A 15,285-nucleotide genomic window follows, 5' to 3' on the forward strand; every position below is an offset into this window, starting at 1 on the left:
TGAGTAACATGCTATCAAACACTGTCTAAACAATGGAACCTATGCGTACATCTTTACTGACGATCATCGTTCTGTTATTACCGGCGATGATTCTTGCCCAATCCCCCGACGAACCCTCCCAAAAAACAATCTATGTTACTGGGATGGCCGAGGCGGTGGTGGAGCCGGATGAGGCTTCCTTTCTGGTGCTGATCCAAACGAAGGATGTCAACATTGATTCCGCGCTTGGCAAAAATGCCAAAATCTGGGGGAAATTCCTTGACCTGATTCAGGAAATGGCGATCCCCTCCAGCCTTATCCAGTCCGACCGCGTGGACATTGAACCGGAGTACTTGGGGAAAACACCCGAGTACAGCATTGCACGCGGGAAAAGCTCCTACAAGGAAGAGGACGAACCTACGGTCCATGAGTACTCCGTGGAACGGCGCGTTGCCGTAACGCTGAAGGACTTGAACCGCTACACCGAGATGCTGGCCAAAATCTTAAAACTTGATCTGAAAATCAGTACCAACCCCATCATTCGCCTTTCCACCATTGACGCTAAGCGCGAGGAACTCCGCCTGGCCGCCATACGCAATGCAAAGGAGCGGGCCGTGTCGCTTGCTGCTGAAATTGGTGCGGGGGTTGGCGATGCTGTCTATATCCGCGAACGGGACGGGGCAGGGGGATACGATGAGGAGGATTATGCCAGCATTGCAGCGTTGCGCTCCGGCGATATGGCATCGGCCAGCAGAAGCATCACTCCTGGAAAACTTACGGTCCGCTACGCAGTTACGGTGGTTTTTGAGCTGGTGAAAAAATAATCGGCGCAACGTGGAGCGCGACCCCTGCTGCTCCTAAATACAGAACGGGAGCCTAATAACCATTAGGCTCCCGTTCTATTTCTAAGATGCCGCATCAGCATTGTCTTGTCATCGTTCGGTCGTACAGTCCATTCGCGGTCCTAACTGACGTTGCATCTTGTTCTGTTGGTACGGCTGTCGTCTGCTGCGCTCTCTCCTTGCGCTGTCCTTTCTCTCTCTCTCGATCTATGTGGTGGGTTGTTGTATGAAGGTTTTGGCGGAGGCGATGAATAACGTGTACCATAGTTCCATTACGCTGTCCCGTTCATCATTCGCTCTCTGTTCTCTCTCATGTAGTGCTGAGTATTCCGAGGTAGTCATCATCATAACCTCCGCCAAGAACGTTCTGATCTATGTTCAAGGTACTCTGTTCTGTACCGGCTTCAAGGGGGACAACGGCACGGGGAGCGGAAAGGTTAGCGGCTGTAAGAAAAAAAAAATGTAAGACCCCAAAACAATGCAGGCATGGGGTGGTTTCCCCATGCCTGCTGTTGCCGTGCTGAGCGGCTGCAAAGTGGCTGTATGGCTTACATCGCTGCGATAATCGCATCGCCGAATTCGCTGCATTTGATCTCGGTTGCCCCTTCCATCAATCGGGCAAAATCGTACGTCACGCGCTTGTTGGCGATTGCGCCGTCCATCCCTTTGATAATAAGATCGGCGGCTTCGGTCCAGCCCATGTAGCGGAGCATCATCTCGCCGCTTAAAATCACCGAGCCTGGGTTGACTTTATCCAGATTGGCGTATTTCGGTGCGGTTCCGTGGGTTGCCTCGAAAATGGCCGCCCCGCTGATGTAGTTGATATTTGCCCCGGGCGCAATTCCGATTCCGCCAACTTGTGCGGCCAGCGCGTCGCTAAGGTAGTCGCCGTTCAGGTTCAGCGTGGCGATTACGTCGAACTCATCCGGGCGGGTAAGAACCTGCTGCAGGGTGATGTCGGCAATCGCGTCTTTAATCACGATTCCGGCCCCGGGCTTCCCTTCCGGGATCCGGCACCATGGCCCGCCGTCAATTTCTTCGGCACCGAAGTAGCGTTTGGCAACGTCGTAGCCCCAGTCGCGGAAGGCGCCTTCGGTGAACTTCATGATGTTCCCTTTGTGAACCAGCGTGACGCTTTTGCGGTTGTTGGCAATCGCGTAGCTGATGGCGCTGTGGATCAGCCGGACGCTTCCGCTGCGGCTTACCGGCTTGATTCCCAAGCCAACCATCACCTCATCGAACGATTCCGGCACGCCAACGGTATCCCAGAATCCAGTGGCCTTCGCGCTGGTTCCAAAACGGATTTTGTCGAACATCTTCGGGAACTCCGCCTGCAAAAAGTCCAGCATCTTTTGGGCCTCAGGGGTTCCCGCTGCCCATTCAATCCCGGCGTAGATGTCCTCCGTGTTCTCACGGAAGATCACCATATCCACTTTTTCTGGATGGCGAACGGGGCTTGGAACTCCATTGAACCAACGGACCGGGCGCAAGCAGACGTACAGGTCCAGCATCTGGCGCAAGGCCACGTTCAGGCTGCGAATCCCGCCGCCAACCGGCGTTGTCAGCGGCCCCTTGATCCCCACCAAATATTTTTTGAATGCGTCCAGCGTGTCCTCGGGAAGCCAGATTGCCTCCCCATACACCTCGTTCGCTTTTTCGCCGGCATAGACTTCATACCAGGCAATCTGCTTGGTTCCGCCGTAGGCTTTTTCGACGGCGGCATCCAACACGCGGACGCTGGCGCGCCAGATGTCGGCTCCGGTTCCGTCCCCCTCGATAAAGGGAACGATGGGGTTGTTCGGGACGTTGAGTTGCCCCTGCTGCATGGTGATCGGTTCGCCAACGGTTGGCGGCTGAAGCGTGAATGCCATATTGGTGTTATTGGTTCATTGTTGATGATTGCTGGAAAGGCGCAAAGATACGGGGAGCAAGGGGGGAAGGAATGAAACGAGAGGAAAAGAAGAAAAACGGGGTGCGGGGGAACTGCTCCCAACGGCCAGCCCGGGAGCAGCGCACTACCGCGCCCCCCTGCTTCGCCGCAAGCGGCGAAGCGTTCCCCCAATGCTGGGGGGAAAAGGCTTTTAGAAAGATTGGTTGTTCGCTGTTGTTCGGGTCATCGGTTGCCAGCCCCTCCCCCAGCATTGGGAGAGGGGTTGGCTGCGGTGGCGGATTCTGATGAATCGAAGACAATGAGCCAAAGACCGAGATGCCGAAGGCTAAAGACCTTCGGCTACCGCCGCAAGCGGCGAAGCGTTCCCCCAATGCTGGGGGGAAAAGATTTTTAGAAAGATTGGTTGTTCGCTGTTGTTCGGGTCATCGGTTGCCAGCCCCTCCCCCAGCATTGGAGGAGGGGGCTGGCTGCGGTGGCGGATTCTGATGAATCGAAGACAATGAGCCAAAGACCGAGATGCCGAAGGCTAAAGACCTTCGGCTACCGCCGCAAGCGGCGAAGCGTTCCCCCAATGCTGGGGGGGAAAGATTTTTAGAAAGATTGGTTGTTCGCTGTTGTTCGGGTCATCGGTTGCCAGCCCCTCCCCCAGCATTGGGGGAGGCGGGGAGGGGGCTTGCTGCGGTGGCGGATTTCCGCCGCAGAGTCTTGTTTGGCTCTAACAGGCTCTGCCCCGTGTATCCTTCCCTTCAGTTCTCTGTTCTTCTTGCTGGGATTCCGTACTCCGTCCTTCTTGCTTGAAATTCTTCCGTCGCCATACTATCCCTGCCGTTCGCGGCCTTCCCGATGACGACCTGTGCGCAATGATCGCCACGGGGAACCATCGGGAATCGGAGGCTGCGTTTACGGAACTCTACGGCAGATACGCCCGGCGAATCCATGCCTACTGCGTCCGCATCGTGACGGATCCGCAGGATGCCGAGGATGTTTTCCAGGAGACGTTCATCCGCTTCCATCACACCCTGCGGAAAAAAAACGGCGCGGAGAATGGAGAAGGCGACCCGCCGCCAAGCCGGAACACCTCGGGGCTGCTGTTCACCATTGCGCGGAATCTGTGCCTGAACCAAAAACAACGGAACATCCGCTGGAAGACCGAGCAGGTGGAAAGCGATATGCTCCACGCCTGGGACAAACCCTACGAACAAAAAGAGATGGTGGAGCTTATCACCACCGCGCTGGAATTGCTGCCGCACGACTACCGCGAGGCGTTTGTCCTGCGTGAGTATGATGGGCTTCCGTACAACGAAATCGCCGAGCTTACCGGGGCTTCGCTGGCAACAGCAAAAATCCGGGTGTTCCGCGCAAAAGAAAAACTCCGCAAGATTCTGGAACCATACTTGCGGGATAGCCAAGTAAACGATTAGCGCGCCGCCGTGCCGCTGCCAAATGGTGTTGAAGTATCATGGCCTACTCCGAAATGCTGCATGATTTGCTGGAAGGATCGCTGCCCTCTGCACGCGAGGAAACGTTGTTCCGCGCGCTGGCGGCCGATGACGACCTCCGCTTCGAGTTCAAGTCGCTCCTGAAAATGCGCGATGCCGTCCGCGACGACGACCGCGCCGTGGCGGTGCCGATTAGCTCCACCACCCAGATCTTCAGCCAGCTTGGATATCTGGCTCCTGGGCTTGGTGCGGGGGCCGTTGGCGGAAGCGGGGTTGCAACCTTCCTCCGCTCATTTGGCACGCACGCCACCGCAGTGGTGGTGGGCATCATCCTTGCCAGCAGCTGGTTCCTTTGGATTGATGGCGGCCACCAACAAGAAGCAAACCTTGCCGCGACCTTGCCGGCGATTTCACACACCTTGCTGCCAAAACTGTTGGGAGATGGAGTGAGAAATGGAGTGAAGAGTGGAGCGGGAGATGGAGTGAACAATGGAGTTCCCCCGTCGCAGCGGCCGGAAGCGGGGGGCGGATTTGCGAAGTCTTCCGCCCCGGCGGTGGCTTCGGCACGATTGCCAAGGGCCCCGCAATCCACAGCGATTGATGCCGCCGCCGATGGCGGTCAACATGGCAACCAACATGGCAATCAAACAGTTGCTTCGGCAAACACCAATGATGCCGATGGCGGATCCACAAGCATTGCCCCAGCCAGCGCGCTGCTCCGGAATCAATCGCCGCAGCCGCTTGGCGATGGGGCGCGGGCTATCACCCCGGCAGAGCTTCGCGCCGCGCCCGACACGGTGGGCCTATCCAACTCTGCCGGAAGCGTATCGCTGGAAACCCCGGCATTGCTTTCCAGCAGTGCCGTTGCGCCCGCCGCCACAGGGCGTTCCTTCCGTCCCGATTTCCGGTTGGGATTGCGTGCGGTTGCGCCGATGCACCTTGCCCAGCCAACGCAGCCCTTGCCAACGGGTGATGGTCTGAACAACGTCGCCGCTTCGCTGGTGGTGCGTGGGTTCTCGCAGAATTTTGCGGCGGTGCTAGAGGCGGGGCGCGAGTCGTACATCCAGAAGTTCGACCAGCTGAAATCGGACGGGCGTATCTTCCACGTTGAGCAAGCCCCTTCGGTGCTGTGGGGTGGGATCGGGGTGCGGTACTCGCTCAATCCAGAGTCAACGTTCAGCCCGTTCGTGCAGGGGCTTGTTGGCGGTTCGGAGGCCGGCCCGATTGTTCGCTCGATGATCGGCCTTGATTGGCAGTTCAGCCGCTCGGCAGGGCTAACCCTTGGGGTGGATTACAGCGCGCTCAGCTTCGCGTTCCAGGACCGCACGTGGTACTCGCAGCGGGTTGGCGTTGGCGGCGGGCTAACCTTCCGGCTGATAGAAGATTAATGGAAGATTAGAAGATTGATCTGGAAGATTGAAGACGATGATGGAAATGATCCAAGCAATGAAACAGGAAATGAGAGGTTATCGCTGGGTGAGTGCCGCGCTGATGGTGGCGGCAATGGCGTTGCTGGCTTCGGCCTGCAAGTCGCCAACGGATTTCGACACGCCGCAAAATGTTGACTCCACACAGGTGGGTGATACGGTCGTCCCGTTTGCGTCCAATGCGGTGCTGGTTCCGCCGTTCACCCAAACGATTGCCGTCAACGGCTTTGTTTTCCTGCATGAGCTTCCGCTGGGAAGTGACAGCCCCACGCAGAATATTTCAGGGCTGTTCGTTCGGCGTGCTGGCAACGCAACCGTCACGCTGGCGTTGGATCTGCAGCACGATCCGGCCCAATCGTACTTTGGCACGGGGGGATTTATTCCGTACCAAGTGGTGGGGCTAACGGTGAACATGAAGGACCTTCCCGCCGACTCCCTTTCCAGTGAAACCCGCGTGGCCAACGAATCGGATGGGGCCGCAACGCTGACCCTTGCCGAATATGATTTGAAAGGAAAAGTGGTTGGGACAAGGGCACTTCCGGCACGGGCGCAACTCACGCTCAGCACCGTGATGGTGATGGGATCGCCCATTAGTAGCACCCCGGTGCCGATGATCGAAATCCAGATTCGCCTTACCGCCACCGATACCGCCGACCCCGGCGGCAACGTCTTCTTCTACCGCGTTGATGGCGCGGTGTACATCCCGTGGCCGTAGGGCGTGCCGGAAGCTACGGTTCCCAATTGTTCAGTGATTGACCGTTCGCAGGAAAGCCAGGGCGCGCTATTTCCGCCCCGACTCCCACGACTCCGCCACGGTCAGCGCCACCACGTTGACGATGTCCTGCACGTCGCTGCTGCGCTGAAGCACGTGGACCGGTTTGTTCATCCCCATCAGCAACGGGCCGATTGCCTCGCATTCCCCAATCCGCATCAGCAGTTTGTAGGCGATGTTGCCGGAGTCAATGTTGGGGAAGATCAGCACGTTTGCGGCCTGGCCCCCCAGCGTGTTGAATGGATAGAAATGGTTCAGGATGTCGGCCATTACCGCTGCGTCGGCCTGCATCTCGCCATCAACTAACAGGTGGGGATGGGTCAGTTTCACCAGCTCGGTTGCGCGGCGCATCTTCACGGCGTTCGGGTGCTTCGATTCGCCGAAGTTGCTGAACGAGAGCATCGCCACACGCGGCACGACGTCGAACCGTGCGGCGGTTTCGGCGGCCATCAGCGCAATCTCGGCAAGGTCGTCGGCGTTGGGGTCAATGTTGACGGTGGTGTCGGCAAGGAAGTATTGGCCCCCGGATTTCGGCATCATCACGTACAGCCCCGCCACGCGTGAGTAGCGCGGGTCCCGCCCGATGATTTGCAACGCGGGGCGGATAACGTCAGGATAGGACATGGAAACCCCGGCAACCACGCCGTCGGCATCGCCACGCCGGACCATCATCATCCCAAAAAAGATTGTTCGGATCAACATCCGCCCCGCCGCGGCTTCCGTTACCCCTTTGCGGGCGCGAAGCTCGAAGAATGCCTTGCGGTAGGTGAACCTCCGTTCGTCCTCCAGCGGGTTCACAATCTCCACGCCGCTAAGGTCAACATGGAACTGCTCGGCAAGCTCGTTAATCACCGATGGGCGGCCAAGCAGGATTGGGCGGCAGATGCGTTCTTCCACCAATCGCTGCGCCGCACGGAGTATGGGAAGTTCCTCCCCTTCCGGCAGCACAATCCGCTTCTTCCGCTGGTGCGCTTGTGCAAGGTTGATAATCGGAACCATGAACCCCTGCCGCTTCCCAAGCCGTGCTTCCAGCTGGTGGCGGTATTCGTCCCAGTCGCGGATTGGGCGGCGCGCAACGCCGGTCTCCATTGCCGCACGCGCCACCGCCGGGGCAACCCACAACAGCACCCGCTGGTCGAACGGTTTCGGGATGATGTACTCCGGCCCAAAGCTGATCGCTTGGTCGTCGTAGCTGCGGATGACGGCATCGGGAACGTCCTGGCGGGCAAGCTCGGCAAGGGCTTTTGCGGCGGCCAGCTTCATCTCATCGTTGATTGCCCGCGCGCGCACGTCCAACGCCCCGCGGAAGATGAACGGGAACCCCAACACGTTGTTGACTTGGTTCGGATAATCGCTCCGCCCGGTGGCCATGATGATGTCGTCGCGGACGCTGGTTGCTTCCTCGTAGCCGATTTCGGGGTCCGGATTTGCCATTGCAAAAACGATTGGCTTCGGCCCCATCGTGGCAATCATCTCCTGCGTCACCACCCCCGCTGCCGATAAGCCAATGAAAACATCCGCCCCCTCCATCACTTCCGATAACGTCATCGGCGTGGTGCCGTTGGCGAACTCCGCTTTGTAGATGTCCATTCCATCGCGCCCGTCGTACAGCAACCCCTCCTTGTCGCACATGAAGATGTTCTGGCGGCGTGCGCCCAGCAGAAGGTAAAACCGCGAGCAGCTGATTGCCGCCGCGCCAGCACCACTGACCACAATCTTCACCTCATCAATCTTCTTCCCTTGCAGCTCAACAGCATTCACCAGCGCTGCGCCGGAGATAATGGCGGTTCCATGCTGGTCATCGTGGAACACGGGGATGTTCATCCGGGCCTTCAGCTCCCGCTCAATCGCGAAGCACTCCGGGGCCTTGATATCCTCAAGATTGATGCCGCCGAACGTTGGCTCCATTGCGGCGATTGCGTCAATCACCGCTTGCTCATCGGTGACGTTCAGCTCGATGTCGAAGACATCAATGTCGGCGAACTTCTTGAAGAGCACCCCTTTCCCTTCCATCACCGGCTTCCCAGCCTCGGGGCCAATATTCCCCAACCCCAACACCGCCGTGCCGTTGGTGATCACCGCCACCAGGTTCCCTTTGGCGGTGTAGTCGTACACCTTTTCTTCGTCCAGCGCGATTTCGCGGCAGGGTTCGGCAACGCCGGGGGTGTAGGCCAGCGACAAGTCCCGTTGGGTGGAGACTGGTTTGGTGGAGACGATCTCCACCTTCCCAGGCCGCCCCATCTTGTGATATTCCAGCGCGTCCTCGCGCTTGATTTGGATTCCCATGAAGAGTGTGTTGCTCGTAAAAACGGAAAGCCCCCGCAGGGACCTAACAATGCGGCCCAAAGATACGAGAGGGAACGGAGGCGAAAGGAAGGATAAAATGTAAAGGGTGAAAGAAGAAGGGGGGGGAAGGGAGAGGGAGCTTGCTTGAGATTGTTGCAACGCTACTCGCCAGGCGATTCCAATCCCAAGATGGTAAAGAGGACATCCGAAACGCTATCCAACAGATCTCGGTTTATGCTTCCGATTTTATGCTTTAGCCTGTCGGTGCTAATAGCCCTAATTTGATCGCAGAGTACAAAGCTATCCTTTTCACTGGCTAATTGCCCTTTTGGTATTCGGACAACGGATTTGTATCGTTTCTCTTTTGTGGTAAGCGGGACAACAATCACCAGCTCTGCAGGACTGTTGTTAAGCTGGTTGTGAGAAACGATAAGAGCCGGGCGAGTTTCGCCCTGCTCGTGACCTTTTACGGGTTCAAAATCCACCCACCATACGTCCCCTCGAAATAACCGATTATTCATCGGGCGTTTTTCCCATCCTTCAACGTTTGATCCCACAACTCGCGTTCCTTCAACTCTTCATCCCAGGCGGTTGGATCCCTGCGTAGTTCGTTGTAGTAGCTGTGGATACTTTGAGCCAGTTCGTTCGCGTCAATGGCGGTTGCACGCTTGCGTGGCCCCTTGCCCGCTGCGATAGCTGCCTGGTGTCGCCGCTGAAACACCCTCCATGACCCCAAGAAATTGACGACTGCTTGCTTGACCCGAAAAAATTTCGCTATCGGCTGTGTTGTCTGCATAATGCCACCGTTACCAGTTAATAGGATCTGCCATACCTATCTGACGTAAAATACACCAAGATCACTTCTATGCCACGATCGTTATCTGTGCCTCTCCAATTCTACCCCCCCGCCACCAGCCGTTGGATATTTCCCCGCCACGACCGTGTGGTGGGAAGTTGCTTGCCGTTGCGCAGCACCACCAAAAAATCCCCCTGGAACCAGGGCCGAAGCTCGGCAATGCGGTTCACGTTCACAATGGCCGAACGGCTGATCCGAACAAAACGCGCCGGGTCCAGCTCCGCCTCCAGCCGGTACATCCCCTCGCGCATGGTGTAGCTTCCCATGCTGCTGTGGATCTGGATATACTTCCCGTCGGCCTCGAACCACTCCACCGTTTCGGTGGGAACAAAGATCAGGCGTTCGCCGTCGCGGGCCACAACCCGTTGGCGGTGGCCGTTGACCCCGGGGAGCATCGCCAGCAGTTGTTGCAGCTTGGCCGCGTTCTCCTGTTCGTGCCCGTTGGCAATCAGCCGTTGGCGTGCGCGTGCCACCGCGCTTCCCAGCCGTTGGTCGTCGAACGGCTTCAGCAAGTAATCAATGGCGTTTACCTCGAAGGCCTGCAGCGCAAAATGGTCAAACGCGGTGACGAAGATGATGGCGGGAAGCTGGTCCTGGGGAAGCTGGGCGAGCAAATCAAACCCGCTAAGCTCCGGCATTTGGATGTCCAGAAAAAGGAGGTCGGGGCGAAGCTGCGGAAGCATTGCCAACGCCTCAAGCCCGTCGCGGCATTCCCCCACCACTTCGATGCCTGGTTCGGAAGCAAGCATCCCCCGCAGCAGGTCGCGGGCAAGCGGCTCGTCGTCAACGATAACGGTGCGGAGCGGTGCGGGAAGCTGGGTCTGTTGTGATATGGCCATAGAACCAAAAGCAAGTTTGTGGGCGCAGAAAAACGGGGGGGGGAACTGGCCGCGTGCTTTCGGTTGTGATGGGGAGATGTTGCAGGGGGAACGAAGGAAAAACAGATTCCGATGATCGCGCTCTTCCATTCCCCTTTCCCGATTCCCGCGCTCCGATGCGCGGGAATCGCACCGCTGGAGTTATCGCATCCCAAGCCGCGGCTTGTTGATCCCCAGGGTTTTCATCTGCTTGCTGAGTGTGGAGCGGTCAATCCCTAACTCGGCAGCGGCTTTGGTGATGTTCCATTCGTTCCGGTCCAGGATTTTCACCAACTCCTCCTTCTTCGTCTGCTTGGCCAGCTGCTGCACGTCGCTGTAGTCGCGAACCACGGCAAGGTCGTACCCGCGCGATGAGTCGTTGCGATCCAGCACGCGGGTCAAATCGGTGTGCTCGATCAATTCCCCGGGGGTCATCACCGCGGCAGCCTCGGTCACGCGGCGAAGCTCGCGGATGTTCCCGGGCCAGCGTTGCCGCTCCAGCATATCAATCGCCGAATCGCTGAACCGCTTCGGCCCCATGTCGTTCTTTTTGGCAAACCCAGTCAAGAAGTAGTTCGCCAACGGCGCGATGTCCTCCCGCCGTTCCCGCAGCGCGGGGATGTGAATCTCAATCCCGCGCAAACGGTACAGAAGATCCTCGCGGAAGGTTCGGTCGCTGACCGCCTCCAGAAGGTCACGGTTGGTGGCCGATACGATCCGAACATCCACTTCCTCGGCCTGGACCGAGCCAAGCCGGCGGACGGTTTGCGAGTCAATCACTCGCAGAAATTTTGATTGAAGCTCAATCGGGAACTCACCGATCTCATCCAAAAACAAGGTCCCCTGGTGCGCGGCCTGGACCATCCCGGGCTTCACATCTACCGCCCCGGTGAATGCCCCTTTCGTGTGGCCGAACAACTCACTTTCGAACATGGTGGCCGGGATGTTCGGCACGTCCAACACCACAAACGGCTTGTTCTTGCGCGGGCTCATCTTGTGGATTGCGCTGGCCAGCAGGTCCTTCCCAACGCCGGTTTCGCCGGTGATAAGGACGGAGATCATCGAGCGGGCACACAGCGCGGCCTCGCCGATAATCCGTTGCAGATCGGGGCTTCGCCCGATAATCCCGTACTCGCTTGCATCCCCCGCTTTCTCCTTCCCCGCGCGCAACTGCTCCACCACGGCGTTGATTGCCGCCAGCAGTTCGTTCGCGCCGGACCCTTTGTAGATGTAGTTGGTGGCCCCGGCCTTCATCGCATGGACCACAAGGTCAATGGAGTTCTCGCCGGTTAGCATAATCACCGGAAGCGCGGGGTGGAACCGGACGATCTGCTCCAGCGTTTGCAGCCCCCCCATTCCTGGCATCCGAATGTCCAGCAGGACCAACTCCACGTTGTGGGCCTCGGTTCCTAACAGCGTCAGCCCTTCCTCGCCGCTGCGTGCCGAAAGGGTTCGGTGGCCCACCCGTTTCAGCAACTCGCCAACAGCTTCAAGGAAGTTCGGATCGTCGTCAATCAGTAAGATGTCGGGCCGGGAAGAAGCCGGAGTGTTGTTCATTGTTGGATTCCTAGTTGAGAAATAGTTGGGGTGCGCGCCCTTCCGCAGCACCGGATGTGGCTTCCGCAAAAAGCGCGGCCAAAAGTACAAAGTTGGCGGGAATTGCTGCTGTTGCAGCGGTTTCGGTAGCTGCAAGAATCATACCGTGGTTTGCTTCTCCATTTCTCCATTGTTGCGTATTTCGCGTTGGCACCCGCCGCACCACCTTCCCGCAAACGTTATCGCTTCGTAAAAGCTCAAAAAAATCATTGCATGAATATGCAGATGAATGTATAATTGTGCATGATTATTCAATCACCCCAATTTCGCATTGGCATTGCTGGCGCTTCCGGGTACTCCGGCGGCCAGCTGCTGCGGTTGCTGCTTGGGCATCGTGGGGTGGCGATTGGCCCGCTGTTCGCCAATTCCTCGGCTGGCGCAGATGTGGCCACGCTCCACCCCGAACTGCGCGGAAGAATAGATGCCCAGTTTGAACCCTGGAGCGTTGAAAAAGCGATTGGATGCGACCTCCTCTTCCTTGCCCTTCCCTCCGGCGAAGCCTTGCAATTGCTTGGCCCGTTGGTGGAGCATGGAGTTCGGGTGATAGACCTTGGCGGCGATTTCCGGCTGAAGGACCCCGCGGCCTACCAGCAGTTCTACCGCCGCCCACACACCGCCACCCAGTATCTGCCAGCGGCCACGTACGGGTTGCCGGAATGGAGCAAGGATGCGATCGGCGCGGCGAAGGTGGTGGCCAACCCGGGATGCTATCCAACAAGCATTCTTCTTCCGCTTCTTCCGTTGGTGGCTGCGGGGGTGGTTGATCTTGATTGCATAATTATTCACTCCATGTCGGGCACAACCGGCGCGGGGCGGGCGGCCACGGCGGAGCTTTCGTTCAGCGAAGTTTTTGGGAACGTGCGGGCCTATCGCGTGGGGGACCACCAGCATCTGCCGGAGATTGAGCAGGCCATTGCCCAGGTTGCGGGAAGGGAGGTCACGGTATCGTTCACCCCACACCTGCTTCCGGTTGCCCGCGGGATTGCAACAACCATGACCTTGGGCCTACGCCGCCCGATAACGGAATCGGAGATTGACCAGATCTACCGCCAGCACTATTCCGCCGCGCCGTTTGTCCGTTGGTCGGCGGAGCGGATCCCCGATTTGCGCGGTGTGGTTGGCACAAATTTCATTGACATCGGCTACCGCCTGGACCCGCGAACCGGGCGGCTGGCGCTGATGTCGGCGATTGATAACCTGCTGAAAGGTGCTGCCGGGCAAGCCGTGCAAACCATGAACATCCAACTTGGCTTCGATGAAACGGAGGGGCTACTATGAAACCAGAAATCGTCCACATTGAAGGGGGAATCACCGCCGCGCCAGGCTTCCGGGCCGGGGGAGTGCATTGCGGAATCCGCCGCCGCAAACTGGACCTTGCCTTGCTGGTAAGCGACCGCCCCGCAACAGTTGCGGGGGTCTTCACCACCAACAAGGCCCAGGCCGCGCCGGTGCTTGCCAACCGAATCCAGCTGCGCCGGACCCCCACCTGCCAGGCCGTTGCCGTCAACAGCGGCGTTGCCAACGCTTGCACCGGCGAGCGTGGGCTGGAGGACGCTTGGCAGATGATCCGCCAAACCGCCGCCGCGCTGGACCTTCCCGAAGATCAAGTTCTGGTTTCCAGCACCGGGGTGATTGGTGAGTATCTCCCAATCGAAAAAATTTCCGCAGGGATTGCCCAGCTTGCGCCGCAGCTTTCCGCCGAAGGCGCGCACGACGCTGCGTTGGCGATTATGACCACCGACACCTGCTCAAAAGAATACGCCGTGCGGGTCCGCATTGGCGGCGTTCCGGTGACGATTGGGGCAATGGCGAAAGGCTCGGGGATGATTGCGCCGAACATGGCCACCATGCTGGCATTTATCGCCACCGATGCCGCCATCACCCAGCCCGCGTTGCAGCTGATGCTGGGGCGCGCCTGCCAACTTTCCTTCAATCGCATCAGCGTGGACGGCGACACCAGCACCAACGACATGGCGATTGTGCTGGCAAACGGCCTTGCCGGAAACCCAACCGTGACCGAAGGAACAACCGAGTTCGACGAGTTTGCCGACGCGCTGACCCACGTGATGGTGGTGCTGGCAAAAATGATTGCCCGCGACGGAGAAGGGGCGCAAAAACTGATTGAAATCCAAGTGCGCGGCGCAGCAACCGAGGCCGAGGCCGAACAGGCGGCGCGCTCGGTTGCCAACTCCAACTTGGTGAAAACCGCAATCCACGGGGCCGACGCAAACTGGGGGCGGATACTTGCAGCGGTGGGGTATTCGGGGATTGAGTTCGACCCTGAGCAGATGTCAATCGCGCTGAACGGCGTGCCGATCCTTGCCCCGGGCTACCAGATTGTGATTGATGAAGAAAAAGCAAAACGAGCGTTAGAGTGGGAGGAAGTGGTAATCCTGATTGACCTGTTCCGTGGCGACCACGAAGTCCGGTTCTGGACCTGCGACCTGACGAAAGAATACGTCCACATCAACGCCAGCTACCGGTCGTGATGCCGAACGCAACCAACGCACGGGAAGGTTTGCTGGCGGTGGTGAAGCATGGCGGGTCCACCATCGGCACCGATGCCGCTGGCCCCGATTCCACCGATGAAACTCTGGCGCAAATCGCCAAGCTGCACAACGCCGGAATGAAGGTGGTGGTGGTGCATGGCGGCGGCAATCACATCACCAATCTTAGCAAGGCGTTGGGCATTCCCACCAGCTTTGTTGAAGGGCGGCGGTTCACCTGCCAACGCACCCTTTCCGCAGCGGTGATGGCCCTTGCCGGGGGGGTGAACACCGAGCTTGTTGCGGGGCTGATTCGGGCCGGGGCATTGGCGATTGGAGTCTCGGGGGTGGATGGCCGAATCTTGCAGACCACCCCGGCGGGCCAGCGGTTCGGGGCGGTGGGGAACGTGGCCGCGGTCAACACCGCGCCGATTGAGCTTTTTCTGAACGCCGGAATGGTTCCGGTGATTGCCCCGATCGGCATCGGAATGGCGGGGGAGCTGCACAACATCAATGCCGATCTGGCCGCCGCCGCAATTGCCGTGGCCTTGCGTGCGGACCACCTGCTGTTCCTGACCGATGTTCCAGGGGTGCGCGCTGGCGGGACCGTTCGCCAGCAACTGAGCATCCCCCAGGCAACAGAGCTTATTGCCAGCAAGGAGATTGAGGGGGGAATGATCCCCAAAGCCGAGGCCGCCATTGAAGCCGCCGCTGCCGGGATTGCCAACGTGAGAATTATCGGCAACGGCCCGCTGGCCATCTCCGAAGGAATCGCCGGACGCACCGGAACCGCGCTGCTGCGGAAAGCAGGAGCAATGGCAGAAGCAACCCAATGAACCCAAACTTTTAGCAAC

At 58.6% G+C, this 15,285-nt stretch carries 14 protein-coding genes; 7 read left to right on the top strand and 7 right to left on the bottom strand.

Annotated features, from left to right (window positions below; genetic code table 11):
* The first annotated feature begins 41 nt into the window (after positions 1 to 41).
* Positions 42 to 803 (top strand): SIMPL domain-containing protein, encoded by a 762-nt coding sequence (locus IPM61_07740; protein ID MBK8911209.1) that lies wholly within the window; start codon positions 42 to 44, stop codon positions 801 to 803.
* A gap of 566 nt (positions 804 to 1,369) precedes the next feature.
* Here IPM61_07740 and icd read toward each other — a convergent pair.
* The gene (icd, locus tag IPM61_07745) at positions 1,370 to 2,692 is read right to left on the bottom strand and encodes an NADP-dependent isocitrate dehydrogenase (GenBank protein ID MBK8911210.1); all 1,323 of its coding nucleotides are present in this window, start codon (positions 2,690 to 2,692) and stop codon (positions 1,370 to 1,372) included.
* 345 nt (positions 2,693 to 3,037) lie between these two features.
* Entirely contained in the window at positions 3,038 to 3,220 is a 183-nt protein-coding gene (locus IPM61_07750) for a hypothetical protein (GenBank protein MBK8911211.1), read from the bottom strand.
* A 286-nt stretch (positions 3,221 to 3,506) separates the two neighbouring features.
* Between IPM61_07750 and IPM61_07755 the strand changes: the two genes are divergently transcribed.
* The 3 genes from IPM61_07755 to IPM61_07765 all read left to right on the top strand — a co-directional run bounded on the left by IPM61_07755 (position 3,507) and on the right by IPM61_07765 (position 6,293).
* Positions 3,507 to 4,133: an RNA polymerase sigma factor gene (locus IPM61_07755; protein ID MBK8911212.1), complete on the top strand. Its 627-nt coding sequence runs from the start codon at positions 3,507 to 3,509 to the stop codon at positions 4,131 to 4,133.
* Positions 4,134 to 4,171: 38 nt separating this feature from the next.
* The gene (locus IPM61_07760) at positions 4,172 to 5,539 is read left to right on the top strand and encodes a hypothetical protein (protein ID MBK8911213.1); all 1,368 of its coding nucleotides are present in this window, start codon (positions 4,172 to 4,174) and stop codon (positions 5,537 to 5,539) included.
* Positions 5,540 to 5,609: 70 nt separating this feature from the next.
* Positions 5,610 to 6,293 carry a hypothetical protein gene (locus tag IPM61_07765; protein MBK8911214.1) on the top strand — a complete coding sequence of 228 codons (684 nt, stop codon included), beginning with the start codon at positions 5,610 to 5,612 and terminating at the stop codon, positions 6,291 to 6,293.
* Positions 6,294 to 6,359: 66 nt separating this feature from the next.
* Here IPM61_07765 and IPM61_07770 read toward each other — a convergent pair whose 3' ends face one another.
* The 5 genes from IPM61_07770 to IPM61_07790 form a co-directional block, all read right to left on the bottom strand.
* The gene (locus IPM61_07770; protein MBK8911215.1) at positions 6,360 to 8,636 is read right to left on the bottom strand and encodes an NADP-dependent malic enzyme; all 2,277 of its coding nucleotides are present in this window, start codon (positions 8,634 to 8,636) and stop codon (positions 6,360 to 6,362) included.
* 161 nt (positions 8,637 to 8,797) lie between these two features.
* Entirely contained in the window at positions 8,798 to 9,157 is a 360-nt protein-coding gene (locus tag IPM61_07775; GenBank protein ID MBK8911216.1) for a type II toxin-antitoxin system PemK/MazF family toxin, read from the bottom strand.
* Positions 9,154 to 9,432 carry a hypothetical protein gene (locus IPM61_07780; GenBank protein MBK8911217.1) on the bottom strand — a complete coding sequence of 93 codons (279 nt, stop codon included), beginning with the start codon at positions 9,430 to 9,432 and terminating at the stop codon, positions 9,154 to 9,156. Before IPM61_07780 ends, IPM61_07775 begins: the two co-directional genes overlap by 4 nt.
* Positions 9,433 to 9,533: 101 nt before the next feature.
* Entirely contained in the window at positions 9,534 to 10,331 is a 798-nt protein-coding gene (locus IPM61_07785; GenBank protein ID MBK8911218.1) for a response regulator transcription factor, read from the bottom strand.
* A gap of 180 nt (positions 10,332 to 10,511) precedes the next feature.
* Positions 10,512 to 11,906 (bottom strand): sigma-54-dependent Fis family transcriptional regulator, encoded by a 1,395-nt coding sequence (locus tag IPM61_07790; GenBank protein ID MBK8911219.1) that lies wholly within the window; start codon positions 11,904 to 11,906, stop codon positions 10,512 to 10,514.
* Positions 11,907 to 12,188: 282 nt separating this feature from the next.
* Here IPM61_07790 and argC point away from each other — a divergent pair, with 282 nt between their 5' ends.
* From argC to argB, 3 genes are read left to right on the top strand one after another with little or no spacing between them, the layout of a single operon-like run.
* Positions 12,189 to 13,223 carry an N-acetyl-gamma-glutamyl-phosphate reductase gene (gene argC / locus IPM61_07795; protein ID MBK8911220.1) on the top strand — a complete coding sequence of 345 codons (1,035 nt, stop codon included), beginning with the start codon at positions 12,189 to 12,191 and terminating at the stop codon, positions 13,221 to 13,223.
* Positions 13,220 to 14,434 carry a bifunctional glutamate N-acetyltransferase/amino-acid acetyltransferase ArgJ gene (argJ, locus tag IPM61_07800; protein ID MBK8911221.1) on the top strand — a complete coding sequence of 405 codons (1,215 nt, stop codon included), beginning with the start codon at positions 13,220 to 13,222 and terminating at the stop codon, positions 14,432 to 14,434. The genes argC and argJ overlap by 4 nt, the downstream gene beginning before the upstream one ends.
* The gene (gene argB, locus IPM61_07805) at positions 14,434 to 15,267 is read left to right on the top strand and encodes an acetylglutamate kinase (GenBank protein ID MBK8911222.1); all 834 of its coding nucleotides are present in this window, start codon (positions 14,434 to 14,436) and stop codon (positions 15,265 to 15,267) included. The genes argJ and argB overlap by 1 nt, the downstream gene beginning before the upstream one ends.
* The last annotated feature ends 18 nt before the right edge of the window (positions 15,268 to 15,285 follow it).

This window comes from Chlorobiota bacterium (genome assembly GCA_016710285.1).
GTDB lineage: Bacteria > Bacteroidota > Ignavibacteria > OLB7 > OLB7 > OLB7.